18 protein-coding genes and 1 tRNA gene are annotated in these 26,986 nt (G+C 35.4%); 10 read left to right on the top strand and 9 right to left on the bottom strand.

Annotated elements, in window-relative coordinates:
• Nucleotides 1-210: 210 nt before the first annotated feature.
• The 4 genes from DR980_RS14845 to DR980_RS14830 all read left to right on the top strand — a co-directional run bounded on the left by DR980_RS14845 (nt 211) and on the right by DR980_RS14830 (nt 8,865).
• Nucleotides 211-3,150, top strand: a complete 2,940-nt coding sequence (locus DR980_RS14845) for a SusC/RagA family TonB-linked outer membrane protein (RefSeq protein ID WP_113637603.1) — start codon at nt 211-213, stop codon at nt 3,148-3,150.
• A gap of 17 nt (nt 3,151-3,167) precedes the next feature.
• Entirely contained in the window at nt 3,168-4,766 is a 1,599-nt protein-coding gene (locus tag DR980_RS14840; RefSeq protein WP_113637601.1) for a RagB/SusD family nutrient uptake outer membrane protein, read from the top strand.
• A gap of 23 nt (nt 4,767-4,789) precedes the next feature.
• A complete protein-coding gene (locus tag DR980_RS14835) occupies nt 4,790-5,902 on the top strand; it encodes a SusE domain-containing protein (RefSeq protein ID WP_113637599.1) in 1,113 nt (370 codons plus the stop codon).
• A 74-nt stretch (nt 5,903-5,976) separates the two neighbouring features.
• Complete coding sequence (locus tag DR980_RS14830) at nt 5,977-8,865, top strand: alpha-amylase family glycosyl hydrolase (protein ID WP_113637597.1); 2,889 nt, start codon at nt 5,977-5,979, stop codon at nt 8,863-8,865.
• A gap of 111 nt (nt 8,866-8,976) precedes the next feature.
• On the opposite strand, the gene acs is transcribed toward DR980_RS14830, so the two are convergent.
• The 9 genes from acs to DR980_RS14775 form a co-directional block, all read right to left on the bottom strand.
• On the bottom strand, nt 8,977-10,884 hold the full coding sequence (acs, locus tag DR980_RS14825) for an acetate--CoA ligase (protein WP_113637595.1): 1,908 nt from the start codon (nt 10,882-10,884) through the stop codon (nt 8,977-8,979).
• Nucleotides 10,885-10,898: 14 nt separating this feature from the next.
• Entirely contained in the window at nt 10,899-12,797 is a 1,899-nt protein-coding gene (locus DR980_RS14820; RefSeq protein ID WP_113637593.1) for an acetate--CoA ligase, read from the bottom strand.
• Between the two features lie 17 nt (nt 12,798-12,814).
• The gene (locus tag DR980_RS14815; RefSeq protein ID WP_113637591.1) at nt 12,815-13,177 is read right to left on the bottom strand and encodes a response regulator transcription factor; all 363 of its coding nucleotides are present in this window, start codon (nt 13,175-13,177) and stop codon (nt 12,815-12,817) included.
• 3 nt (nt 13,178-13,180) lie between these two features.
• Nucleotides 13,181-15,886 carry a sensor histidine kinase gene (locus DR980_RS14810; protein WP_113637589.1) on the bottom strand — a complete coding sequence of 902 codons (2,706 nt, stop codon included), beginning with the start codon at nt 15,884-15,886 and terminating at the stop codon, nt 13,181-13,183.
• Nucleotides 15,887-16,206: 320 nt separating this feature from the next.
• Nucleotides 16,207-16,431 carry a DUF6814 family protein gene (locus DR980_RS14800; RefSeq protein ID WP_113637587.1) on the bottom strand — a complete coding sequence of 75 codons (225 nt, stop codon included), beginning with the start codon at nt 16,429-16,431 and terminating at the stop codon, nt 16,207-16,209.
• Nucleotides 16,432-16,442: 11 nt separating this feature from the next.
• On the bottom strand, nt 16,443-17,978 hold the full coding sequence (locus tag DR980_RS14795) for an MFS transporter (RefSeq protein ID WP_113637584.1): 1,536 nt from the start codon (nt 17,976-17,978) through the stop codon (nt 16,443-16,445).
• Between the two features lie 23 nt (nt 17,979-18,001).
• A complete protein-coding gene (locus tag DR980_RS14790; protein ID WP_113637583.1) occupies nt 18,002-19,381 on the bottom strand; it encodes a porin in 1,380 nt (459 codons plus the stop codon).
• A gap of 101 nt (nt 19,382-19,482) precedes the next feature.
• Nucleotides 19,483-19,902 (bottom strand): IS1/IS1595 family N-terminal zinc-binding domain-containing protein, encoded by a 420-nt coding sequence (locus DR980_RS14785; protein WP_113637580.1) that lies wholly within the window; start codon nt 19,900-19,902, stop codon nt 19,483-19,485.
• Between the two features lie 609 nt (nt 19,903-20,511).
• Nucleotides 20,512-20,584, bottom strand: a tRNA-Phe gene (locus DR980_RS14775).
• A gap of 98 nt (nt 20,585-20,682) precedes the next feature.
• Between DR980_RS14775 and DR980_RS14770 the strand changes: the two genes are divergently transcribed.
• The 6 genes from DR980_RS14770 (at nt 20,683) to DR980_RS14745 (ending at nt 26,933) form a co-directional block, all read left to right on the top strand.
• Entirely contained in the window at nt 20,683-21,417 is a 735-nt protein-coding gene (locus DR980_RS14770; RefSeq protein WP_113637578.1) for a type III pantothenate kinase, read from the top strand.
• Nucleotides 21,410-22,660: a hypothetical protein gene (locus DR980_RS14765; RefSeq protein ID WP_113637576.1), complete on the top strand. Its 1,251-nt coding sequence runs from the start codon at nt 21,410-21,412 to the stop codon at nt 22,658-22,660. Before DR980_RS14770 ends, DR980_RS14765 begins: the two co-directional genes overlap by 8 nt.
• A gap of 40 nt (nt 22,661-22,700) precedes the next feature.
• Nucleotides 22,701-23,255 carry an LPS export ABC transporter periplasmic protein LptC gene (lptC, locus tag DR980_RS14760; protein WP_113637574.1) on the top strand — a complete coding sequence of 185 codons (555 nt, stop codon included), beginning with the start codon at nt 22,701-22,703 and terminating at the stop codon, nt 23,253-23,255.
• A gap of 12 nt (nt 23,256-23,267) precedes the next feature.
• Nucleotides 23,268-23,465: a hypothetical protein gene (locus tag DR980_RS14755; RefSeq protein ID WP_113637572.1), complete on the top strand. Its 198-nt coding sequence runs from the start codon at nt 23,268-23,270 to the stop codon at nt 23,463-23,465.
• A 3-nt stretch (nt 23,466-23,468) separates the two neighbouring features.
• Nucleotides 23,469-24,728, top strand: a complete 1,260-nt coding sequence (locus DR980_RS14750) for a hemolysin family protein (protein ID WP_113637653.1) — start codon at nt 23,469-23,471, stop codon at nt 24,726-24,728.
• Nucleotides 24,729-24,836: 108 nt separating this feature from the next.
• Nucleotides 24,837-26,933 (top strand): peptidylprolyl isomerase, encoded by a 2,097-nt coding sequence (locus DR980_RS14745; protein ID WP_113637570.1) that lies wholly within the window; start codon nt 24,837-24,839, stop codon nt 26,931-26,933.
• Nucleotides 26,934-26,986 lie beyond the last annotated feature (53 nt).

Below are 26,986 nucleotides of genomic sequence, written 5' to 3'. Positions count from 1 at the left end.
CGTAATAAAGGTAAAATTTAATTTTACAAATGGTAATTAAAGTCGTAAAAATTTCAATAAATCAGAAAGTTTTCAACACTATTACGTTTTCGTAACTCAATAAAAAACTGCCTTTGTCGAGCGTGACAAAATTTACATAAATTTAACATTCGAAGTATAAGTTAATGTTAAAAACTCAAAAAAAAAATTAAATTAAATTAAACAAAAAGTATGAAAACAATTTATAAAAAGTTGTTAATTTTAGTACTGCTAATCCCTTTTAGTGTTCTGGCTCAGAATACTGTTGGCGGAACGGTTCTTGATAAAGCATCAGGGCAACCAATTCCGGGGGTGAACGTAAATGTACAAGGTGCCGCTAATGGTGTTTCTACTGATTTTGATGGTAAATATCAGTTATCAAATGTAAAAAGAGGTGATAAAATCGTTTTCTCTTACATAGGATACAAGAATACTGTAGTGGATTATGTTGCTCAAAATTCATTAAATGTATCTTTGGAAGAAGATGCTAATCAATTAAAAGAAGTCGTAATTCAAGTGGGTTACGGTACGGTTAAGAAAAAAGACGCTACAGGAGCTGTAACAGTTTTGACTACAAAAGATTTTAACAAAGGACCAGTAACCTCTGCGGATCAAATGATTCAAGGTAAAGTAGCTGGTTTGCAAATCATCAACGGTGGAGGTTCTCCAGGTGAAGGTGCAAGCATAAGAATCAGAAGTGGATCTTCATTATCAGCAAACAATGATCCTTTATATGTAATTGATGGTGTGCCAGTTGCTGCTGGTGGAGTAGAAGGAAGTAGAAATCCATTGTCTACGATTAACCAAAATAACATTGAATCTATTTCGGTTTTGAAAGATGCTTCGGCAACTGCAATTTACGGATCTCGTGCTTCTAATGGTGTAATTATCATTACTACTAAAAAAGGAAAAGCAGGTGATTTACAAATAAACTACAACGGAAATTTTCAAGTATCTGAAATTACAAACAAAGTTGATGCTTTGTCAAGTACTCAATTCAGAGATTTTGTAACTGCTAACGGAAATGCTGCTCAAATAGCGTTAATGGGTGCTGCTGATACAGATTGGCAAAATGAAATTTACAGAACGGCTATTGGTACAGATCATAACATTTCATTAAGTGGTGGTTCTGACAATATAGTATACAGAGCATCTGTAGGATATGCGAATTTAAATGGTATCTTGAAAAGAGATAACATGGAACGTACTACATTATCTGCCGGGGTTACTGGTAATTTCTTGGACAATCATTTAAAAATTGAATTGAATAATAACACGTCTCTTATAAATAGTAATTACAGTAATCGTGGTGCTATTGGTTCAGCGATTCGATTTGACCCAACACAGCCTGTAAGAAATGCTGATGGAACTTTTTTCCAATGGTATACTTCACCAACTGAAATAAACCAATTGTCAGGAAGAAATCCATTGTCTCAAATTGAACAACAAAATAGCTTTGGAACTGCATTCAGAAGTATTGGAAACATCCAAACGGAATATAAAATGCATTTTTTACCGGAATTGAAAGCGGTTGCTAATCTTGGTTACGATCAATTAACAGGTAGATCTTTTGGTAATACTGAAGCAAATTTTTTAAATGGGCTTTCAGGTTCTGGATTTAACAATACATACGAAAGAACACAATCTCGTTTCAATAAATTGATGGATTTATTTTTGAATTATAACAAAAAAGTAGAATCAATCAATACTGTTTTTGATGTAACTGGAGGATATTCATACCAAGATTTTAGAGAGTCATTTAATTCTTCGAATTTTAATTTTCAAAGTAATAATACTACTATTGATCCTAATTTCCCGTCTCGTATCAACTTGCAATCTTTTTTCGCAAGAACAAATATCAGTATTGCTGACAAGTATTTATTGACTTTGTCTTACAGACGTGATGGTACTTCAAGATTTACAGAAGAAAATCGTTGGGCAAATTTCCCTGCTGTTGCTTTAGCGTGGAAATTGAATGAGGAAAACTTCTTGAAAGACGTAACTAGTATCTCTACATTGAAACTTCGTGGAGGTTGGGGTATTACTGGACAACAGGATATTGGAATTAGTTATCCTTCTATTCCTTTATATCTTGCTTCTAATAGTGCTGCTCAATACCAGTTTGGAAGTGATTTTTATACTACTTACAGACCACAGCCGTATAACAGTAATTTGAAATGGGAACAAACAACTACTGTTAATGCAGGTTTAGATTTTGGATTTGTAAACAATAGAATTACGGGTAGTGTTGATTTATACAAAAGAACTACTGAAGATTTATTATTATACACCCAAAATCCTTCTTTCTTCGGATTTTCAAATTTTGACAACTATAACGTAGGAACAATTGAAAATAAGGGTATTGAGATTGCTGGAGAAGTAATTCCAGTTCGTACGGATGATTTTGAATGGAGAATTGGCGGTAACGTAACGTTCCAAGATTCTAAAATTACAAAGTTGACTACTACACAACCAAACACTCCGGGAATTAATATTGGAGGTTATGAGGGAGCTACAGGAAATACGATTCAAAATCACCAAGTAGGATATGCGCCAAGTTCATTTTATGTATATGAGCAAGCGTATGGTGTAGATGGAAAACCTTTAGATGGTGTTTATATCGACAGAAATCAAGACGGATTGATTACACAACAAGATAAATACCGTTTTCATAAGCCGGCAGCGGACGTTTTCTACGGATTTAATACTAGTGTAACGTACAAAAACTTTGATATGGGAATGAACTGGAGAGGATCTTGGGGTAATTACAATTACAACAACGTAGATTCAAGCAAAGGTTCTTTCAATAACATTTTGATCAGAAACACAGATTTATCTAATGGTGTTGAAAATCTTTTGGAAACTGGTTTCAGATCAAATGATACCAAACGTTTCGAATCAGATTACTACATTCAAGATGCCTCTTTTATTAGATTGGACAACGTAAGTGTTGGATATACTTTCAATCAAAAAGAGAATTCAAATTCATTAGTTAAATTGACATTAGCAGCACAAAATGTATTGTTACTAACTAAATATGAAGGATTAGATCCAGAAATTTCTGGAGGTATAGATAGTAATTTATACCCACGACCAATAACTTTCACGTTAGGTTTAAACGTTAATTTCTAATACAAATAAAGAGAAAAATGAAAAAGACAAAAATAAAAGTATTGGGTATTTCTTTGTTACTGTTGGTGATGTTATTCCCATCGTGTACAGATGATTTAAGCCAATCTCCGGAAAGCAATGTTGCTGTTCCTGGAGAAGAATTTTTTAGCACGCCAGAATCGTACAAACAAAATTTAGCGAAACTTTATGCAGGATTTGCTACTTCAGGTCAAACGGCAGCAGGTTCTCCTGATATCTCCGGAATTGATGAAGGAGAAAGCCAGTATATTAGAGGTTTCTGGTTAATGCAGGAATTGACAACAGACGAAGCAGTTATTGCATGGAATGATGGAACAATAAAAGACCTACATTCACAAACATGGACTTCTTTAGACCGTTTTATCACGGCTACATTTGCACGTTTTTCGTTTCAAATTGTAAACTGTAATGAGTTTTTAAGACAAACTACAGATGAAAAATTAGCTGCAAGAGGTCTTGATGCTGCTTTGATAGCAGAAATTAAAACCTATAGAGCTGAAGCACGTTTCATTAGAGCTTTCACTTATTGGCATTTAATTGACATGTATGGTGGAGGATCATTGGTAACTGAAGATTCACCAACGAGTTTTTACTATCCTGAATATGCTTCAAGAGCAGAATTATACAAGTTTGTTGATGAAGAATTAACAGCTATTACTCCAGAATTGAAAGCGCCAAAATCAAATGAGGCGTATCGTGTGGACCAAGCAGCAGCTTGGATGTTACAAGCTAAATTGTACATGAATGCTAAAGTATACATTGGTACTGATAACTATGCAGGAGCATTGCCATTAATCACTAAAGTAATTGGATCAGGTTATGCTTTACACAATAACTACAACCAATTGTTTTTTGCTGACAATGATAGAAACGGCGCTCAAAACGAATTCATTTTTACAATTGCTTTTGATGGTCTAAGAACGCAAACGTATGGAGGAACTACATTCTTGACGCATGCACCAGTAGGTGGAACTATGAAAGCTTCTGAATTTGGAATCAATGGTGGTTGGGCTGGTATCAGAACTACATCAGCATTTGTTGACAAGTTTAGTGCAAATACTACGGATGCACGAGGTCAATTTTATACCGATGGACAAACAAAGGAAATTGTTGATATTAGTAATTTCACTGAGGGATACGCTATTCAAAAATTTAGAAATGTAGATGTAAACGGTGTTCAAGGTTCAGATAAATCAGGAGATTTCTCAGATTCTGATTTTCCAATGTTCCGTTTGGCAGATGCGTATTTAATGTATGCTGAATGTGCGGTAGTTGGTAAAGTAGGAGATCTTGGAACTGCAAGAGGATATGTAAATGCCTTGAGAACCAGAGCAAATGCTTCAACGATATCTTCTCTTACTGCAGATGCCGCAGGTGCTAACTTAATTCTTGACGAAAGAGCAAAAGAACTTCACTGGGAAGGTCACAGAAGAACGGATTTAATTCGTTTTGGTAAATTTTCAGGTGGTAGTTATTTATGGCCTTGGAAAGGAAATGTAGCTGGTGGAGCACCAACTCAAGCGTTTAGAAATTTATTTCCTATTCCTGCAACTGCATTATCTTCAAACAGTAAATTACAACAAAACCCTGGATATTAATAACTATAAAAAATAATTAAAAAATGAAAAATATAACGAAATCAGTAATTGCTTTATTTGCGGTACTTGCCTTGTCTTGTAGCGTCGAGGATGTAGAAGATAGACCAGTAATTCAGGGAATTGATACTCCTGAATTAGTTGCGCCTGAAAATGATAAATCATACGTATTATTGGAAGAAAATGCGGATGATGTTGCAGAACGTTTTGTATGGACTAAAGCAACGTATAACGGTGATGTTGAGATTGGATATAAACTTTTGATAGATGTTAAAGGTGGAGATTTTACAAAAGCAATTGAATTAGGAGGAACTTCTGGTGCAACTCAAGTCGAAGTATCTGTAAAAACTTTAAATCAAGCAGTAATTGAATTAGGTGGTATTCCTGATGAGTTAGGATCTTATGATATCAAAGTAATGTCAAGTTTGGCAGGAGTTGAAAAAATGATGTCTGAAACGCCATTGACTATTTTAGTTAATCCATACACAGGATTAGTGCCATACGCATTTACAGATTGGTATTTAATTGGTGCAGCCGTTGAAGGTGGTTGGGATAATAATGCTGATACGAACCACCAACCTATGTTTAGAGGTGGGGTGAATCCAAGTATTTATAAATTTACAGGATACTTTGCAGCAGGAAATTTTAAGCTAATTTCTGTAAAAGGGAGTTGGGCTTCTCAATTAGGGAATGCAGGAAATAACTTAATTGAAATTAAAGATAATGCAGGTGAATTTGCAATTTCAGCTTCAGGATACTACACTTTTACATTTAATGTTGAAACGTTAGCTTACACTTTAGTTCCTTATGACGCTTCTGCGGCATCAGTTTATTCAAGAATTGGTTTCTTAGGTACATCAAGAACTGGTTCTGAGGCAGGTTGGAATGGAGATGATTCAGAAATGACTGTTTCAGCATTTAGTCCACATGTTTGGTCTATGACTATTTCTTTATTTGATGGTAAAGGAAAATTTAGAGCAAATAATGCTTGGGATAAAAACTGGGGAGGAGATACGGAATTTTCAGGGTTTACTGGTAATGGTGCTAGTGGAGGAGATATTCCAGTTGCTAAATCAAAATACAAAATTTATTTCAATGATTTAGATGGTAGTTATTTGATGTTGCCAAATCAAGAATAATTTATTTCAAAAAATTTAAGGGCTATCTATGGGTAGCCCTTTTTTTTACTTTTTAATTTAATCAACGCTAAACCATGAAAAAAACTATACTTTTTATATTATTTTTTCTTTCAATTGTAGCCACTGCGCAACAACAGTCTGTCGCTTATTCTATTAATCCAGCGACCTTCGAAGAAACAACATCCATAACAATCACTATTAATGGGAGTGCTATAAATGAAGGATCTTGGGGAGTGACAGGAAACGCTATTTATATGTGGACTTGGTCTTTTGATATCAATGACGCGAATAGTATTGACTGCCCAACTAACGGCACATGGACCTCGTCTAATGAGGCGAACAGGTTTTCCTATAATTCGACTACAGATACCTATACTAAAACATTCACACCAAATGTTTTCTATAACAGAAACGGAATAGGCAGAATTGGATTTCTTGTAAAAGCTAAAGACGGAACCGGTGATAAAAAATCCCAAGATAATTTTGTTGAAGTTGGTGCCTATCAAGTTACATTAAGTTCTCCGGCTGAAAATGGTTCAAGAATCATCGCATCCGGTGGGAGTTTGAACGTTGCAGCTACTAATACAGGCGGAAATGCCAGTTATGTTTTAAAGGCAAACGGGACAATTTTAAACACAAATACAGCTACTTCCAGTTATGCTTTTAATCACACAAATATCACAGGCAATCAAAACTACGAATTGCAGGTTACTCAAGGGACAACCGTAATCACTAAAAAGTTTAGTGCTATAGTGAATCCAAATGTGGTTAGTGAAGTTATACCTGCTGGTTTATTAGACGGAATCAATTACAATAGTGCCGATGCTACAAAAGCAACTTTGGTTTTGGATGCTCCGTTCAAAGATTTTATTTACGTAGCGGGAAGTTTCAACAATTGGCAACCAACAGGTTCTTTTGCTATGAAAAAAGATCCGACTTCGGGTAAGTTTTGGTTAGAATTAACTGGATTAGTTTCAGGAACAAATTATATGTACCAATATTGGGTAGTTGATGCAACACCTATTGCTGGAACGCCTTCTTTGGTAAAAACTGCGGATCCCTATTCGACTTTAGTATTGTCTCCTGATGATGATCCTTATATTCCTGCTTCCAGTTATCCAAATCTTCCGGGATATCCTGCAGGTCAGCAACGTGAGGTAACAGTATTGCAAACAGGAAAAACACCTTATGCTTGGAGTAGTGCAACTACAAATTTTGTTAAGCCTGCAAAAGAAAAACTGGTGGTTTACGAATTGTTAGTACGTGATTTTGATGCTAACAGAAGCTATCAGGATCTAATTAATAAAATCGATTATTTCAAAAATTTGAAAATAAATGCGATTGAGTTAATGCCTGTAATGGAATACGAAGGAAACGAAAGTTGGGGTTACAATACCTCTTTTCACATGGCTTTGGATAAATTCTATGGAACTTCTGATAAGTTAAAAGAATTTGTTGATTTATGCCATCAAAACGGAATTGCTGTAATTCTTGATGTCGCTTTAAATCATGCTTTTGGAAGAAATCCAATGCTTCGTATGTGGATGAATGATCCTGACGGTGACGGCTGGGGTTCTCCTTCCACTGAAAATCCTTATTTTAATACAACAGCGATGCACAGTTATAGTGTAGGAGAAGATTTTAATCATCAACAGCCAAGAACACAAAACTATGTGCAACGTGTCATTAAACAATGGGTTGAAGAATATAAAATTGATGGTTTCCGCTGGGATTTAACCAAAGGTTTTACTCAAAATTGTCCAGCGAACGTAGAAGGCGGTCAAGAATACTGTACCGGTATCAAACAACAAGATAGAGTAGAGGTGTTGCAAAAATATGCCGATTATTCTTGGAATTTAGATCCAAATCACTACGTTATTTTCGAACATTTAGGAGGTAATGATGAAGAGCAGCAATGGGCAAATTACAGATTGAATGAAACGCCAAGTAAAGGGGTGATGATGTGGGGAATAATGACTCAGCAATACAATAATCTGACTAAAGGCTATGCAGGTAATATTTCTGGAATGAACTCCACAAGCCGAGGATTTAATGCGCACCGATTAATGGGATATGCAGAAAGTCATGATGAGGAACGCTTAATGTATAATAATTTACAATCGGGAAACAATACAACTGCGGACCATAATGTAAGAACACTAAATGTCGCATTGTCTAGAATGTCAGCTTTAGGCGCAGTTTCTCTATTGGTTCCAGGACCAAAAATGATTTGGCAGTTCGGAGAACTAGGTTGGGAAAAATCTATATTTTCATGTAACAATGGCACTGTGAATTCTCCTTCGGATGCAACATCAGGAGATTGTAAATTAGATACTAAGCCACAACCGCAATGGGCGACTAATTGGCTTGGTGACACCAACAGAAGTAAAATTTATGATGATTGGGCTAAAATGATTACTATGAAGACAATGGAACCTGTGTTTTCAGGAACTGTGACAATCAATAATTCCAGCTCGTTATTTCCAAATATTAAAATTACCAACAGCGCATTAGCATCAACCCAACTGAAAGATGTGTTGATTGTAGCTAATTTCAATGTTATTCCTCAAAACGTTCCTTCAGGATTTCCATACACTGGAACTTGGTACAATTTGATGGATAATACCTCTATCAATGTTATTAGTACATCGGCTGCAATTACGTTACAGCCAGGAGAATTTAAAATCTATGGTAACAAGACAGCATCATTAGCAATAGCGGATTACGAAAAATCACCAACGATTGTGTTGTATCCCAACCCAGCGTCTGATTATTTCACATTGAATGAAACAACTTCTAAAGTGCAGATTTTTTCTATCACTGGACAATTGGTAAAAAGTTTTTATGCTAATAAAACGGCAGGAACTCAATTTTCGGTTAGTGATTTGAATCAAGGACTTTACATCGTAAAAGCATTTGATGAAAATAATGAAATGAAAGTATTGAAACTGTTGAAAAATTAATAATACGTTGAATTAGTGAAAAACGGCTGTCCCTAAAAAGGCAGCCGTTTTTGTATAAAAAAACTGCTCCAGAAATGAAGCAGTTTTTCAACAACAAATTAAAACTAAAAATTAAATTTTACCGTCTTTGATTTCGTCCACAATTTCAGGATTCAACAACGTTGAGGTATCCCCAAAATTAGAATAATCACCTTCGGCAATCTTACGCAGAATCCTACGCATGATTTTTCCGGAACGAGTTTTTGGTAAACCGGAAACGAACTGGATTTTATCCAATTTGGCGATTGGTCCAATATGATCCGATATGTGTTGGTTAATCTCTTTACTAAGGTTTTCCCTATCGCGATATTCGCCGGTTTCTTTTAGAATTACAAAACCATACAAAGCATTTCCTTTAATGTCATGCGGGAAGCCAACAATGGCTGATTCTGCAACTGCCGGATGTTCATTGATGGCATCTTCAATAGGAGCAGTTCCCAGATTGTGTCCGGAAACGATAACGACGTCATCTACACGGCCAGTGATTCTATAATACCCAACTTCGTCACGCAAAGCGCCGTCGCCAGTGAAATATTTACCTGGAAAGGTTGAAAAATAGGTTTCCTTGTATCTTTGATGATCGCCCCAAATCGTTCTGGCAATTCCCGGCCAAGGAAATTTAATACATAAACTTCCGGTTACTTGATTGCCTTCGATTTCGTTGCGTTTTTCATCCATCAAAACAGGTTGGATTCCTGGTAACGGTAACGAAGCGTAGGTGGGTTTTGTTGGCGTTACAAACGCAATTGGCGAAATCATAATTCCTCCTGTTTCCGTTTGCCACCAAGTATCTACCACAGGACATTTTTTATCGCCTACGTGGTTATTGTACCAGTGCCAAGCTTCCTCGTTGATAGGTTCTCCCACTGATCCAATTACTTTTAAAGAAGTTAATTGATAGCGTTGCACATATTCTATACTTTCTTTTGCCAAGGCTCTAATAGCTGTCGGTGCCGTGTAAAACTGGGTAACTTTGTGCTTTTCGATGGTTTGCCAAAAGCGACTGAAATCTGGATAAGACGGAACTCCTTCGAAAATTACCGTCGTAGCCCCGTTCAATAACGGCCCGTAAAGGATGTAGGAATGTCCGGTAATCCAGCCAATATCAGCGGTACACCAGAAAATATCATTGTCTTCATAATTAAAAACGTTCTTAAACGTATACGCTGAATACACCATATAACCCGCTGTAGTGTGTACCATTCCTTTTGGTTTTCCTGTTGAACCAGAAGTGTAAAGAATGAACAAAGGATCTTCGGCGTCCATGATTTCGGCCACATTGTTATCCGAAGCTTGGTCTAAAAGTGGTTGCAACCATTGGTCACGACCTTCTTTCATCTTAATAGTTGAGTTGATTCTTTTAGCAACTAAAATGTTCTCTACACAAGGGCAATTCAATAAGGCTTCATCAACGATACTTTTCAAATCGATGGTTTTGTTCCCACGATATCCACCATCAGAGGTGATTACCATTTTACATTCGCTGTCATTGATTCTTGCTGCAACTGCCGAAGCAGAAAATCCTGCAAAAACAACCGAGTGAATGGCTCCAATTCTGGCGCAGGCCAAAGTGGTAATCGCTAATTCAGGAATCATTGGTAAGTAAATACAAACGCGATCTCCTTTTTGTATGCCTTGTTCTTTTAGGACATTCGCCATTTTGCAAACACGTTCGTACAATTCATTATACGAAATATGCAATGCCTCTTCATTTGGATCATTTGGTTCAAAAATGATAGCTGTTTTATCTCCTTTTTTGGCAAGATGCCTGTCGATACAGTTTTTTACAATGTTTACTTTAGCATTGGTAAACCATTTTATATCGGCTTCAGCCATATTAAAGTCTACAACTTTATCCCATTCTTGGTACCAAGTAAAATTTTCAGACGCCACTTTGTCCCAGAATTTTTTGGGTTCACGAACTGATTTTTTGTAATGTTTAAAGTACTCTTCTAAATTATTAATTTTATAGTAACTCATGATTTTGGTAAATTTTAAATATTATAAACGCCTATTTTATACTTTTTTAATGTGGTAACGATTTCTTCGACAATGGATTCATCATCAATAGTGGATGGAATCTGGAATTCCTCGCCATCTGCAATGCTGCGCATCAGTTTTCGGAGGATTTTCCCCGAGCGTGTTTTGGGTAATCGATGTACAATAACTACATTTCTCAATGAAGCAACTGCGCCAATTTGCTGGCGAACCAGTTTAATGATTTCTTGTTCCAATTGATAATGTTCGATTTCATCTCCTGATTTGGTTACCACCAAAGCCAAAGGAATTTGCCCTTTCAACTCATCGTGAATTCCAATAACAGCGCATTCAGCCACGGAATGATGGGAAGCAACAACTTCTTCCATTTCTGCTGTTGACAATCGATGTCCCGCTACATTTATGACATCATCCGTTCTTCCGGTGATAAAAATATATCCGTCTTCATCTTTATAACCACCATCGCCAGACAAATAATAACCGTCAAATTTGGTGAAATAACCCGCTTTGAAACGTGCTTCGTTTTCCCAAATACCCAACATATTTCCAGGAGGTAAAGGTAATTTTACAACAACCAAACCTTCTTCATTGGCGCTTAATTCGTCGCCGTTTTCATTAAAAATTCGAATATCATACCCACAAACAGCTTTAGTTGCGGAACCAGATTTTACCGGCATTTTTTCAATACCAAGAGAATTAGCAATCATTGGCCAACCAGATTCTGTTTGCCACCAATGGTCAATTACGGGAATAGGAATGTGTTGTTGGTACCATTCTAGTGTGGCATTGTCACAACGTTCTCCCGCCAAAAATTGATTTTTAAGATGGCTCAAATCATATTGTTTGATGAATTCTCCGTCGGGATCCTCTTTTTTGATGGCTCTAATGGCGGTTGGAGCCGTAAACATGGTGCCTACTTTATGCTCTGAAATTATTCTCCAAAACGTACTTGCATCCGGAGTTTTTATCGGTTTACCTTCAAAAATTATAGTTGTATTTCGGTTTAATAGCGGTCCGTAAAGAATGTAGCTGTGCCCAACTGCCCAACCCATATCCGATGCTGCCCAAAAAGTCTCATCTTCCTTTACATTGTAGATGTATTTCATAGAAAATTTCAATGCTACGGCATATCCACCAGTATCTCTAACAATTCCTTTTGGTTTTCCTGTAGTTCCGGATGTGTACAAAATATACAGCGGGTGATTCGAATTAACAGGAACACAAGGCGTTTCTTCTGAGCCGTAAACTAAGGCATCGTAATCTACATCATATTTCTTAAACGGAATTCGGGCGCCTAATTTTCTATTGAAAACGATTACTTTTTTTGGTCGGTGACTCGCCAATGCAATAGCTTCATCTACCAAAGGTTTGTATGCAATTAATCGGTCCACTTCAATTCCGGATGATGCTGTTATAATCGCTCTGGGTTTGCAATCGTCAATTCTGATAGCCAATTCATGTGGCGCAAAACCTCCAAAAACAACCGAATGGATTACACCAATTCTGGCGCAAGCCAACATCGCAAAAGCAGTTTGAGGAATCATGGGCATATAAATTATGGCGGTATCGCCTTTCTTTAATCCCAATGATTGCATGCCTCCCGCGAGTTTTGCGACTTCGGTTTTTACTTCCGAAAAAGTGTATTTTTTTACGGTTTGTGTCACCGGAGAATCATAAATAAAAGCGACCTGATCGCCACAACCATCCTGAATGTGCTTATCTAACGCCAAATAACAAATGTTCAATTCTCCATCTTTGTACCAAAGCGGATATCCATTTTCATCTTTCGATAAAATCGTTTCCGGCTTATTGTACCACTCAATTGCATCAGCTTGTTCTGCCCAGAATTTTTCTGGATGCGCAATGCTGTCCTCATAAATTTCCTTGTATTCCATTGTGTTGAATTTGTTTCTTATTGAATTAATTCATGAACTTGATCTACTAATTTTTTAACCGAAAAGGGCTTTACAACATATAAATTAGCACCTAATGAAAGTCCTTTTTCAATATCTTTTTCCTTGTTTTTTGCAGAAAGGAAAATGACCTTGCAATGCCGCAGTCGTTCGTCTTTTTTTATTTGTTCCAATGTGGCAAAACCATCCACCATGGGCATCATGACATCCAGAATTATGACATCCGGAAGTTGTTTTTGTAAAATATCCAGTGCTTCCTGGCCGTCACGCGCTATGAAAACTTCAAAATTGTTCTTTTTGAAAGTGTATTCCAGTGACATTACAATGTTTGGTTCGTCATCTACAATTAAAATCTTTTTCATTTTTTAACTATTTTCTGCTGTATTATAATTGGGTAATGTGAAGATGAGAGTGGCTCCTTCAACCACATTATCTTCAGCCCAAATTTTACCTTTATGATGTTCTATTATTTGTTTACAAATGGCTAAACCCAGTCCGCTTCCTATGGGTTTTTTTACGTTTTGGTTTCGAGATTGATAGAATTTATCAAAAATGGCTTCAAAATCTTCCTTCTTAATTCCCTTGCCGTTGTTGTGTATTTTGACTTCGATATTGTCTTTATTTTCATCAATGGAAATGACTATTTTTCCGTCTGTTTCCGAACAAAATTTTATAGCATTTGAAACTAAATTATGGATGACCTGAACGATTCGCTCTTCGTCATAAAAAGCTTTTATTTCTTTGGATGCATCCTTAAATTCAATGCTGATATTTTTGTTTTTTATTAATTGTTGGAGAGAACCTAATGTGTTTTTAATCGTTTTTGTGATGTTATTTTTAGACAAATAAATCTTCTGTTTTCCAGTTTCAAATTTTTCTAAATCCAAAATTTTATCAATCAGACGATTCAATCGGTCCGACTCGGAAATGATGTTTTGCAAAAACTGCTTTCTCAACTCTTCGGGAATGTCGTCATCATCGTGAAGGATTTCGCTTGCGGCACGAATGGCAGTTATCGGAGTTCTCAATTCATGGGTAACGGTGTCTAGAAATTCATCTTTTTGAATGTCTTTGTTGACTAATTCCTGATTCGCATTTTTGAGTTGTTCGGATATTTTTTTTAATTCATTCGAAGTGTCCGTCAACTTCTTGTTGATGATGATGTTTTCTTTGGATTCCTCCAAAATTCGCAATACTTCGGGCAAACTGATTTTGTCTTCTTTGACCACACTCGATATTAATATTTTGGCGGAGGCCGTACCAATGTGTCCCGTCAATAAATTCTCGGCAAATTTTATAAATCGCGCATCTGCTGTGGTAATGTCTTTGTCAATGTTGTATTTTAAATTAAAAATAGTCAATGCGCGTTTTGTTCGGTCTTCACCAAGAAAGCGTTGCAACACTTTTTGAATATCAGAAATATACGCAGTTCCTTTCCATACAAAAGCGTTTTCATGATTGGTGATGTATTTGTCAATATCCACAAACATTTCGGCATAATTGCGTTCTCTGTAATTGCCTTTAAAACTCACGGAGATCGCAGCATAACTCAGAATATTGATTAATAAGCTCCAAAAAACAGCATGCGGAATTGGTTCTAAATAATCCAAACCAAATAGTTGAAAAGGCTTCAGCAATTCAATTCCCCAAGGTCCATCCTGAATAAACAGACTGGTTGATTTTGTGATTCCAATAGCGTATGGAATTAGCAACGTGTAAAAACAGGTTAAAAACCCAAGAATAATTCCGGTTACCGCACCATATTTAGAACCTCTTTTCCAGAATAATGCACCAAAAAAGGAAGGAGCCAGTTGTGCTATAACGACAAAGGAAACCAACCCGATGGAAACCAAAGAATAGTCTAAAATGAATATTCTATAGATGGCATACGCCAAAATGATTAGAGAAAAAATCCCTATTTTTCGGCTATTTACAATCCGTTTACTGTTCTTTTTCTGAGAAGAATTTTCCAGTGAACCAATGAAGCCATACGGAATCAGTAAGTTGTTGCTCAGCATCGTGGCGAGGGCAATTGAAGATACAATAATCATTGAAATCGCTGCTGAAAACCCACCAAGAAAAACCATCACTGTCAAGACATTATTGTCAAAAAACTGTGGGATCAATAAGGAATACGTATCTGAATTATGCCCTTTTCCTTCAAAAAGAATATTGCCGCCCCAAGCAATTGGAAAAACAAAAAGGTTGAAAAGTAGCAGGTACAACGGAAAAAGCCAAATCGCTGTTCGGATGTGGGTTTCTTTATTGTTCTCGACAATCGCAGTATGGAATTGTCTTGGCAAAAGGAAAATAGCAAACATAGATAGAATGCAAAGAAAGAACCAGTTGATTCCGTTTGTGATACCACCAATTGTATTTTTTTTGTCGAAATCTTTAAGGACAGCCGCTTTTTGATAAATGTCATCAAAACCGTCAAAAACAAAATAAGTGACATAAATTCCCACGATTAAAAAGAAAACTAACTTCAGGATAGATTCCATCGCCACTGCGGTTACGATTCCGCGTCTTTTCTCGGAAGCATCTACATATTTGGTACCATAATAGGAAGCAAATAATGCCAACGCTATGCAAACATAGGTTGTGGTGTCAGTGAAAATATTAGAACTTGCCTGCGTTTTGGTGACAATATGAAAAGTGTCTGAAATTGATTTTAATTGTAAAGAAATATAGGGTAAAATACCAACAATGCAAATCGTAGTTACTAAAGCTCCCAGAAATCTACTGTTTCCGTATCGTAAAGAAATAAAATCTGCAATGCTGGAAATTTTATTTACTCTAGAAATTCGGATAATTTTCTTGAGAATAATCATCCACGTTGGGATAATTAATATGGGACCTAAATAAATGGGTAAATAACTCAAACCAGATTCTGCCGCAACACCAATACTTCCGTAGTAGGTCCAGGCAGTACAATATACGGCTAATGAAAAGGAATAAATGTAGGGATTATTTGTCCATTTAGAATGGCTTCTTTTTTCGGACCAATAGGCAATGTAAAAAAGAATCGACAAATAAAGCACTAATATTAATAAGAGTCCAATGCTATTCATAATATCTTTTTATGATTAGGTACGATATGGCGATTGAAAACAGCCATGCCGAGAAGATATAAATATAGATAATTGGGAATCCAAAAAGTGGTTGCGAACTGTCAAATAACAGCAAGAGTGGCACGTTCAAAGCTAATAGCATTAGCATTGAAAGAATAACCAACTTTTGTTCATGTCTCTTTTTCATAAGAAGATGCAGTTTGCTTTGCAGCGGAATGTGCTTTTGTTTTTTAGAGATTCTGTATTCGACTCTCTGTGTTTAATTTAAAAAATAGACAATCTCTGCAAATTCATGCAGAGACTGTCTATTGGAAATTTAATTATTTTTTTTCATCATAATCTCCCATTAAGGAAAAATAACCAAAGGTTCCTAATCCTAAAACGATTAATGGCGTAAGTATGAACAGGATGATAATCCCGAATACTAAATCCTCTTGTTTTCCTGACATAAATTTTGGTAATCCAAAAGTGAAGATGCAGAAATACGCTGCAGCAACAGCACAAGCAATCCAAACTAATCCTAAAACTCTTTTTATCTGATTCATAGCTGTGTTTTTTATACGTGAGCGTTTTTATCTTTATTTTTAATGTAAACCATTCCAACTACAAAACTGACTGCAGCAATAACAATTGGATACCAAAGTCCTTCTAGGTAAAACTCCGGATGTCCTAAGTCTTTTGCATTGGTTACAAAATAAGTTGAAATAGCTGGAAGTAATCCTCCAAAAATTCCATTTCCTACGTGATATGGCAATGACATCGAAGTGTATCTGATTTTTACCGGGAACATTTCAACCAAGAACGCTGCAATAGGTCCATAAACCATCGTTACAAATATTACTTGCACAAATACTAGAAATATCAAAGCCCAATTGTCGCTGGAGTTAATTTTAATAGTTGTTTTGGTGTCCACTTTTGGTTTACCATCCACAATTATTACTGCTCCGTTTTCTAAATGTACGGTTTTTATTTCTTGAAAAGTAGTTCCATCCACATACTCTTTGTTAGTGGTGTAGATAGAATCCATGGTTTGCTTCTTGTTTTCTTTCAATTCAGCAAGTACCGTAGTTTTTTCGACCATTTCGGTTTTGTTTTTCACTGATGTGGTTTCGTACATTTGTTTGTAGATTGGTCTGTATAGTAAAATAGCCAATAACATTCCGCCCATCATAATGTATTTTCTACCTACTTTATCACTCAACCAACCAAAAAAGATGAAAAATGGTGTTCCAAGAATCAATGAAATTCCTAATAAAGTATCTACTTGAGAAGAATCAATTGACATTACTGTTTTCATGAAACTCATGGCGTAAAATTGTCCCGTGTACCAAACAACTCCTTGTCCCATTGTTGCTCCAAATAAAGCCAACAATACAAATTTCAAGTTGTAGCGATTTCCAAAACTCTCTTTCAATGGATTGGTACTTGTTTTTCCTTCGCTTTTCGCTTTAGCAAAAACTGGAGATTCATCCATGTTTTTTCGAATCAAGTAGGAAACTCCAACCATGATGATAGAAACCCAGAACGGAACTCTCCATCCCCATTCGTCAAATTGCTCTGGTGTAAGGATGTTTCGTGTGGCTAAAATTACCATCAAAGAGATGAATAAACCCACCGTCGCAGTAGTCTGAATCCAAGAAGTCCAGTATCCTCTTTGTCCAACGGGAGCATGCTCGGCGACATAGGTTGCGGCGCCGCCATATTCACCACCCAAAGCAAGACCTTGAAGTAAACGAAGAATTAATACTAATAAAGGTGCCATGAATCCAATAGTTTCATAACTCGGAATACATCCTATCAGAAATGTTGCTCCACCCATTAATAAAAGCGTAACCATGAAAGTATATTTTCTTCCAATTAAATCTCCTAATCTTCCAAAGAAAAGGGCTCCGAAAGGACGAACTACAAATCCGGCTGCAAATGTTGCCAAAGTCGACAAGAAGGCTGCTGTAGGATTATCTGAAGGGAAAAATTTTGTTGAAATTACAACGGCTAAACTTCCAAAGATGTAGAAATCATACCATTCGATCATTGTACCCATTGAGGATGCGGAAATGACTTTCCAAATTCCTTTTGTTGATTTAACGCTCATAAATTATTATTTTTTAAATTAGTTTATAGATAGATTTGAAGTTGTACTACGAATTCCCCTTTTGATCCTGAGATAGTAGATGGAGTAGTGTAAACGGGTCTTGTTGAATATTGTGCAGTGATTTTAGCATGTTGTCCGTCCAAGAAAAAGTTGGTTCCAAGGTCAAATTGAGTGCTGGACTTATCTAAAGCATCAAAGTTTTTATAGGTAAAAGCTCCAAAAGGTTGTACGCGCACTTTAGGTTTGTCTACTTTGCTTGGCAATAAAATTCCCGCTTGTGTGTACCAGATATTTCCTGATCCGATAGTAGCTTGTGCATTTCCAGGTCCCGCCAAAGCTCTGCTTCCTGTAAAGTTTGGATCAACGGATCCAATATTCATAATGGCAACATTACGTAAATAGTTTGGTCCAAAATCATAATCGTAGAAAACGCTATATCCGGTTACAGCCATTTTGTTTTCTTTTTTTCCAATAGGCAAATCAAGAAAAACATCTGCAGCAAAAAGATTGATATTGTGCTTTTCAATAGCATTGTTAACAGAAGTTCTTGTAGCCTCTGGCGCAGTATAAAAACCAGCGCCAATATTGAATACTTTTTTAGTTCCTAAATAGCTTCCTACTTTATAAGGTAATAAATTAGCTTCCTGATCTAGAAATTGGTATTCGAAATAACCTGCTTTTGACCATTTTGTATTTCCGCTGTTGTCAACTGCTACAGCATTATCTGCTATAGTCACATTGGTAGGAGCTAAGTTTGTGGCAAATGGTTTGTTGTAACTCAATCGGTATTCTAATTTGCCATATTTCCCTTTTGCAAATAAACCCATTTGTCGGGCAAACTGATCTGAATTTTCAATTAACGGCCAGTTGAAGATAGGCGCATCAATTGTCAAAAAGTTTAATGTGGAGGCCATTGTTGCTCTTGATAATCCCATATAATAATGCAAACCACCACCAAGAGATAAGCTGAATTTTTTGTCTTTTTCAGGCAAAACCAATGCGTATTCATTCCAAGCATCGTGAAAAAATAAACCTGGTTTTTTTCCGGCACCGTATCCGCCAGTTCCAGAAGTTCCAGCTGCACCTCCATTAGTGAAGGTTTGATTGTTAATCCCAAAGTGCGTTACAATCATGTATCTTTTAGATATTTGAGAGTAGGCCAGAAAACGCAAACGTCGGTTCCCAATATCGGTTCCTGTGGTAGCCGCTTCATTACCAATCATTGTTCCTGGGTTCATTTGGCTGGAACGAAACCATATTTGATTCCATGCAATAAAGCGCATGTATTTTGAACCATCTTCGTTCAAATTAAATTTCATTCCGCTGCCGTAATCTGTGGAGCCTTGTGAAAATCCTTTTAGAGACAATAACACTATTGCCGCTGTAAAAAATATTTTTTTCATAAATAGGATTTGGTTATTAAATGGTTAGTTAATAAAGTGCCAAATTCAGATATTTAATTCTAGAAAAAAATTTTGATATATTTTTGTGTAAACTAATATAGCTAATCTTTGAATCGCTCCCATTTTATCAGCATAAATTTATCGCCAAGCTCAGTGATAATCATGCCTGCTCCGGAGAGTAATTGTTTATTTTTTAAATACTCAACTAATTCTAAATGGCTAAAAATCTTATAGGTAGGATGGTAATTGGCGTGAGATGGTTTTTTTATATTATAGCTCTTTACCCAGTTGCTCACTGTGACATGTGAAACCCCGATAATCCGCTCGATTTCGCGAAAACTCAAGCCTTCGAGATATAGTTGCAATGCTTTGGTTACATAGTAATCATCTATCTTTTTGCCGATTTTATTAACCGTAAAAAAATAATTGCATTTTTTGCATAAGTACCTTTGTTTACTGTTGATTATACCGCTTTTTATGATGTGATTACTTTGGCATTTCGGGCAGGTTAAAATCTCCATATATATAAATTTTGCATAAATATAGTAATTTTGCAACTATTACTATTTTAATTTCGCAAAAAAAGTAGAAAAAAAATACGAACCCTTTATTTTTATTGGATTATCGATGCGTTTTTGGTAAATTTAATTGCTTTGTGAAAAGAGTTTGATTTTGTAAACCATTTGTCATTTGACGAAATAATTCTTTAACAAATTAACACATGAGGTTGTTGTTGACCTAAAAAAAGAGTTTGGGACTGTCGCTATAGTTTAAAAAGTGAAATTAATGTGGGTTTAAAGTTTTCAATACAATTTCAAAATCTGTAATAAATTATTACCAAGCCATATTGAACTATTTTGACAACAGGAGTACAAATGCATCAGCAGAAATTAAATTCAAGAACTCATTTAAAAGAAAATTAATAAGTTGTGAGTGATCTTTAACACTGAAATAAAAGCTTTTAGAGCACAATTCAGAGGGGTAAGAAATATAGAATTCTTCCTTTTTAGGCTAACTAATATTTATGCCTAATTTTTACTACTCCACACGTTTTAGGATTGATCCAGGATTATAATGTTTTAACAAAAGGTATAAAAACAAAAAACCCGAATATTTCTATTCGGGTTTTGTGGTACCTCCAGGGATCGAACCAGGGACACATGGATTTTCAGTCCATTGCTCTACCATCTGAGCTAAGGTACCTCGCTATTGCGGGTGCAAATATAGAATGATTTTTAGTTTATCCAAAACATTTTTTAAAAAAAATCAATTCGTACCTTCGCCACATCAAAAAACAAATTATGATTTTAGTTGTAGATGTTGGGAATACCAGAATTAAAGCAGCTGTATTTGAGGGTGCTACCCTTTTTGAAATTTTTGTTTTTTCTAAAATGGAACTTCAAAAAAATATTGAAAATATTTTAGAAAAATTTCAAAATGTAACGGATTTGGTCATTTCCTCTGTTGGTGATGTCGAAAAACAGTCTTTTCTTGATTTTAAGAAAGTGCTAAAAGTACATTTCATTTCACATGAAGATTCTTTTCCTTTCCACAATTGCTATGCGACTCCTAAAACATTGGGAATTGACAGGATGGTTCTTGCTTCAGGAGCCACGATACAGTTTCCGAAACAGAATCGGTTGGTGATAGATGCTGGCACTTGTATTACCTACGATTTTATTGATGAGAAAGATAATTATCTGGGTGGAGCCATTGCGCCAGGATTGCGATTGCGTTACGAAGCCTTGCACAATTACACGGCGAAACTTCCTTTGTTATCATTTCAATCTCCGGAGGATTTTATTGGCAACTCCACTTCTGAATCAATTCATTCTGGCGTGGTTAACGGTTTCGTGTATGAGATTGACGGTTTTATAGATGAATATAAGGCAAGATATCCAAATTTTATAATAATTTTAACGGGTGGCGACACAGATTTTTTGGCTAAACGATTAAAAAATACCATATTTGCCAATTCAAATTTTCTTCTGGAAAGTTTGAATCAAACATTTCAATATAAAATCAAAAATGATTAAAAAAATTGTAGTAAGCGCTTGTTTGCTTTTATCATTAGTATCTTTTGCTCAAGAAGGAACATCTTCGCCTTATTCTTTCTACGGTATAGGTGATGTGAGGTTTAGAGGAACATTGGAAAACCGCTCTATGGGAGAAATCGCTATCGAACAAGATAGTATCCATATGAACTTACAGAATCCGGCGAGTTATGCAAATTTGAAGTTGACAACCTTTACTTTGGGCGGGACTCAGGCTACTACAAAATTGAAAACGGACACTGAAACTGCAAATGCTCGAAGAACAACTTTAGATTATCTAGCCGTAGGTTTGCCTTTGGGGAAATGGGGAGTTGGTTTCGGTTTGATTCCATATTCTTCTGTTGGATATAAAATTTCATCCGTTTCAGATGATCCTGCAGTGAATAACAGACGATTTAATGGTTCTGGTGGTATGAACAAAGCTTTTCTTGGTGTTGGATATAAGATTACTCCTAATTTTAATATTGGTGCTGATGTAAGTTATAATTTTGGGAAAATTGAAACCAATAATTTTGAATACATCACGGATATTTCTATTGGTACAAGAGAATTAAATACGGTGGATTTATCTGGGGTGAATTTTAACCTTGGGATGATGTACAAAACTAAAATCAACAAAAAGACCTCTTTTTTTAGTAGCGTAAATTATTCATTAGAAAGTACTTTGAAAACTGAAAACACCAGAAATATTTCAACAGCACTTTATAATTCAAATTTTGATTTATCAATTGTTGATGTTTTAGATGATGTAAAAACCGAAAAGAATTTCAAAATCCCAAGTAAGTACACTGCTCAAGCAGGTATTGGTGAAGCCAGAAAATGGTTAGTTGGAGTAGGGTATACGTTTCAAGGAGCGGGTTCTTTAGATAATAGTTACAATTCACTTGATAATGTAACTTACGAGAAACATTCGAAATACAGCATTGGTGGATATTATATTCCAAATTATAATTCATTTTCAAGTTACGCTAAAAGACTTGTTTACAGAGCTGGTTTCAGATTTGAAAACACCGGTTTAGTAATTAATTCAGAGCCTATTGAGGACATGGCGTTAACAGTAGGATTAGGAATGCCATTGACGGGAACGTTTTCAAATGTAAATATTGGTCTTGAATTCGGTAAAAGAGGAACTACCGCGGCAAACTTAGTGGAAGAAAATTATGCTAACGTTAGTGTAAGTTTTTCACTAAATGAAAGATGGTTTGAAAAACGAAAATTCAACTAGTAATAGATTGTTTGCTACAACTTCTTTGTAAGTTCATTGTATGACTTTATTCAAAAAATATTATTTTAAATGGTTTGTCACGGCTTTTGCTGTGACACTGTTTTTTGGGTGCGAAAGTAATTTTAAAGAAATACAAAAAATCAATTTTTCTGAATTTGTGCCAAGTAGTGACGCTGACATGGTGAATCTAAAATACACGGATTCAGGACGTATTACCGCTGTTTTGATAAGTACAAAAATGCTGGATTATGCCAGCGTTGAATTTCCCTTTACAGAATTTCCTAAAGGAATTGATGTGACTTTGTACGATAAAAAGGCAAAAAAAACTTTTATCAAATCGAATTATGCAATCTCTTATAAAGGAACGAATATTATTGATTTGCAAGGGAAAGTGAGAATTTTTACGGAACAAGGGCAAACTCTGGAAACAGAACAGTTGTATTTTGATCAAAAAAACGAGTGGTTTTTTACCGAAAGAAGGTTTAAATTGACTGATCCAAAAGGAGTTTCTAATGGACAGGGAATTGATTTCAGCAGGGATTTTAAAGTGATTAACTCTCAAAAAATAACAGGCGAAATAGAATCTGCCGATTAATATAAATACAAAATGAATTACTTAAAATATACACAATACGTTTATCTTATTTTTGGTGCGTATTTCATTTATGATGGTTTTACAAAAGTGAATGAGCCAGCATTAGGAAATCCTTGGTTGAGTTTTATGATTGCAGGATTGGCGGTTTTTATGTTTTTCTTCAGGAGAAAATTTGCTAAAAAATTCGAAGATCGAAACAAAAATTTCTAGTTGATGGAAGTTAGTATTATCATACTATGTCTAATACTAAGTGCTTTTTTTTCAGGAATGGAGATAGCCTTTGTCTCTTCGAATAAAATATATCTTGAAATCGAAAAAAAACAAGATAATTTTCTATCAAAAATACTGACGAAGCTTACTGAGAAACCAACAAATTTCATTGTTACCATGCTTATTGGGAATACCATAGCAATGGTGGTTTACGGTTTTTTTATGGGTGATGCAGTATTACAATGGTGCATTGCTCTAGGATTTCATTTTCCAGATTGGTTAAATCTGTTGTTGCAAATCTTTATTTCGGCATTGATTATTTTGGTTACCGCTGAGTTTTTCCCAAAAGTTTTTTTTCAGATTTATGCTAATTCTCTAATAAAATTTTTTGCAGTTCCCGCGTACTTTTTTTATAAAATTTTCTACTTTATCTCTACTTTTTTTATTGCGATTTCCGATTTCATTTTGAGGAAGTTCTTCAAAACCGAAGGGGATACGATTCAGTTGTATTTTAGTAAAATAGAACTTGGAAATTACATTACTGAACAAATGAGCAGTGTGGAGGATAATGAAACCGTAGATTCTGAAATCTTGATGTTTCAAAATGCATTGGAATTTTCAGGTGTGAAAGCCAGAGATGTGATGAGTCCAAGAACAGAAATAATAGCAGTTGAGGTTTTTGATTCCATCGAAGAACTGAAGCAATTATTTATAGAAACGGGCTATTCCAAAATTGTGGTATATCAGAATTCCCTTGATGATATTGTGGGATATGTACATTCTTTTGATTTGTTTAAAAAACCAAAAAATATAAAAGAAATTGTGATTGCTGTTGAATTTGTGCCTGAAACAATATTCATCAAAGATGCCATGAATTTGCTTACCAAAAAGCGGAAAAGTGTCGCTGTTGTTTTAGATGAATATGGAGGAACTTCAGGAATTATTACTATTGAAGATATTGTAGAAGAACTTTTTGGTGAAATTGAAGACGAACATGATTCAGATGAGGAATTGATAGAAAAAGAGTTGGGCGAAGGTGTTTTTATATTCTCGGCTCGCTTAGATGTAGAATATTTAAATCAAACCTACAGACTTCAAATTCCAGAAGGAGATTCTTACGGAACACTGGGCGGTTTTATTGTCGATTTTACGAAAGAAATTCCACAAAAAGGAGCTGAAATTACCATAGGCAGCTATCATTTTATAATTGAAGAAGCCACAAATAAGAAAATTGAATTGGTGAAAATGACCGTGCAAGAGTGATTTTTATTATGAAAATAAAATTTCTTGCAAAATAAAACGCTACTAGTATAATTATTAATTAGATAATTGTATTTTCGCAAACTGAATATAAAAATTAACAACAATAAAATGGCAGTTTTACAAAAAATTAGACAACGTTCACTTCTTCTGATACTCGTTATCGGGTTTTGTTTATTAGCATTTATCATAGGTGATATATTCAATAGCGGTGGTTTCAACAGTACATCAAAAGATGTAGGAAGCATCGATGGAAAAGATATTGCATTCGAAGATTTTAGAGTTAAAGTTAGTAATGTTGAAAAAAGTGGTCAAGGGATAACTTCAACTGAAGCCGCAAACAGAGTTTGGGAGCAAGAGGTTTCTGTGGCTTTGTTAACTTCTGAATTTGAAAAATTAGGACTTAGAGTAGGTGAAAAACACTTATTGGAAGTTTTGAAATCAGATCAAAATATTGGTGGGAATCCATTGTTTTTGAATGCTGCCGGAGTATTTGACGTTGCTAAATTCAAAGAATATTTCAAAGCGAATCCAGCACAAGCTCAATTCTTAAAAGACAGAGAGAAAGATGCAGACCTTAACGCAAAATACCAAATCTACAATACATTGATCAAAGCTTCAGTTTTTACAACTGAAAGTGAAGGGAAAATGAAATATGAAATGGAAGCAAATAAAGTAAATTTTGCTTACGTTGCTGGTTTATATTCAACAATTAAAGACAGTGAAGTGAAAATTTCTGATGCTGAAATTGTTGATTTCATGAAGAAAAATGAAAAAAAATACAAAGCGGACGAATCTCGTGAAGTAGAATATGTTTTAATCGAAGACAAAGCATCTCCATCGGATGAAACTGAAGTAAAATCGAAAATTACTGCGTTGTTATCAGGAAGTGTGGTTTACAACCAAGCTACAGGTAAAAACGATACGGTAGCAGGATTTAGATCAACTTCTAATGCAATTGACTTTGTAAATTCAAATTCTGATGTTCCTTATGATTCTACTTATATAGCTAAGAAAGATTTACCGGCTGTAGATGCTGATAAATTATTCAACTTAGCTCCAGGTGAAGTTTATGGTCCGTATATGTTTGGAAAATACTACTGTATTTCTAAATCTATGGGAATGAAACCAGGAGTAAATGCAAAAGCAAGTCATATTTTAATTGGTTACGAAGGAACTCAAGTTCCAAATCAAAAAGAGAAAAGAACTAAAGAACAAGCTAAAGCTAAAGCTGAAAGTATTTTGGCACAAGTAACCGCAAATCCTGATAGTTTCATGATGTTGGCTTTCACAGCTTCTGATGATTCATCTGCTCAACAAGGTGGTGATTTAGGTTATTTTGGTCCAAACCAAATGGTAAAACCTTTCAATGATTTTGTTTTTGGTAATGGAATTGGTAAAGTTGGTTTAGTTGAAACAGATTTTGGTTTTCACGTTATTAAGATTACTGATAAGCAAGATGGAATCCGTTTAGCTACTGTAGCTCAAAAAGTAGAAGCTTCAGAAGCAACTTCTGATAAAATATTTACACAGGCAACCAAATTAGAAATGGATGCAGCGGATAAAGATTTTAACAAAGTAGCAAAAGAATTAGGTCTTACAGTTGCTCCGGCTGTTTCTGTAAAAGGAATGGATGAGAACTTTGGAACATTAGGAAATCAAAGAACTATCGTAAGATGGGCTTTTGAGGACGGAGTTAAAGAAGGATCTGTAAAAAGATTTGAAGTAGCTAATGTAGGTCACGTTATCGCAAAATTGAAAAGTATTGATAAATCTGGTTTAGTTGCCGTTTCAGTAGCGAGACCTTATGTAGAACAAATACTTAAAAACAAGAAAAAAGCAGAATTGATCAAAGCTAAAATGACGGGTTCTTCACTTGAAGCAATCGCTAAATCAGTAGGAGGAACGGTACAACAAGCAACTGGTCTTACAATGGAAAATACAATGTTGCCGAATGTTGGTCCAGAGCCTAAAGTGGTTGGAAATGCATTTGCTTTAGCAGCAAATAAAATGTCTGGTCCAATTGAAGGGAATACTGGAGTTTATATGGTAAAAAACACAAGTACAGTTAAAGCGCCAGCATTGAAAAGTCATGCGCCATACGTTGCTAAGTTGAAAGCACAAAGTGCTTCAGATGCAAATAGAGTAATTCCTGCCTTGAAAGGAAATGCTAAAATTGAAGATAACAGACAAGATTTTAATTACTAATCAAAAAGTAATTAATTACAATAAAAAATCCCGATACATGCTGAATGTATCGG

Origin of the sequence: Flavobacterium psychrolimnae, from assembly GCF_003312425.1 — a bacterium.
Lineage (GTDB): Bacteria > Bacteroidota > Bacteroidia > Flavobacteriales > Flavobacteriaceae > Flavobacterium > Flavobacterium psychrolimnae.
Note: the sequence above shows the minus strand (reverse complement) of the source record. Positions and strands in the feature narration are given on the sequence as shown.

Excerpts from the sequence above, each read along its gene's own strand:
- DR980_RS14845 (WP_113637603.1), top strand. The coding sequence starts at position 211 with ATGAAAACAATTTATAAAAAGTTGTTAATTTTAGTACTGCTAATCCCT.
- DR980_RS14840 (WP_113637601.1), top strand. The coding sequence starts at position 3,168 with ATGAAAAAGACAAAAATAAAAGTATTGGGTATTTCTTTGTTACTGTTG.
- DR980_RS14835 (WP_113637599.1), top strand. The coding sequence starts at position 4,790 with ATGAAAAATATAACGAAATCAGTAATTGCTTTATTTGCGGTACTTGCC.
- DR980_RS14830 (WP_113637597.1), top strand. The coding sequence starts at position 5,977 with ATGAAAAAAACTATACTTTTTATATTATTTTTTCTTTCAATTGTAGCC.
- acs (WP_113637595.1), bottom strand. The coding sequence starts at position 10,884 with ATGAGTTACTATAAAATTAATAATTTAGAAGAGTACTTTAAACATTAC.
- DR980_RS14820 (WP_113637593.1), bottom strand. The coding sequence starts at position 12,797 with ATGGAATACAAGGAAATTTATGAGGACAGCATTGCGCATCCAGAAAAA.
- DR980_RS14815 (WP_113637591.1), bottom strand. The coding sequence starts at position 13,177 with ATGAAAAAGATTTTAATTGTAGATGACGAACCAAACATTGTAATGTCA.
- DR980_RS14810 (WP_113637589.1), bottom strand. The coding sequence starts at position 15,886 with ATGAATAGCATTGGACTCTTATTAATATTAGTGCTTTATTTGTCGATT.
- DR980_RS14800 (WP_113637587.1), bottom strand. The coding sequence starts at position 16,431 with ATGAATCAGATAAAAAGAGTTTTAGGATTAGTTTGGATTGCTTGTGCT.
- DR980_RS14795 (WP_113637584.1), bottom strand. The coding sequence starts at position 17,978 with ATGAGCGTTAAATCAACAAAAGGAATTTGGAAAGTCATTTCCGCATCC.
- DR980_RS14790 (WP_113637583.1), bottom strand. The coding sequence starts at position 19,381 with ATGAAAAAAATATTTTTTACAGCGGCAATAGTGTTATTGTCTCTAAAA.
- DR980_RS14785 (WP_113637580.1), bottom strand. The coding sequence starts at position 19,902 with ATGGAGATTTTAACCTGCCCGAAATGCCAAAGTAATCACATCATAAAA.
- DR980_RS14770 (WP_113637578.1), top strand. The coding sequence starts at position 20,683 with ATGATTTTAGTTGTAGATGTTGGGAATACCAGAATTAAAGCAGCTGTA.
- DR980_RS14765 (WP_113637576.1), top strand. The coding sequence starts at position 21,410 with ATGATTAAAAAAATTGTAGTAAGCGCTTGTTTGCTTTTATCATTAGTA.
- lptC (WP_113637574.1), top strand. The coding sequence starts at position 22,701 with ATGACTTTATTCAAAAAATATTATTTTAAATGGTTTGTCACGGCTTTT.
- DR980_RS14755 (WP_113637572.1), top strand. The coding sequence starts at position 23,268 with ATGAATTACTTAAAATATACACAATACGTTTATCTTATTTTTGGTGCG.
- DR980_RS14750 (WP_113637653.1), top strand. The coding sequence starts at position 23,469 with ATGGAAGTTAGTATTATCATACTATGTCTAATACTAAGTGCTTTTTTT.
- DR980_RS14745 (WP_113637570.1), top strand. The coding sequence starts at position 24,837 with ATGGCAGTTTTACAAAAAATTAGACAACGTTCACTTCTTCTGATACTC.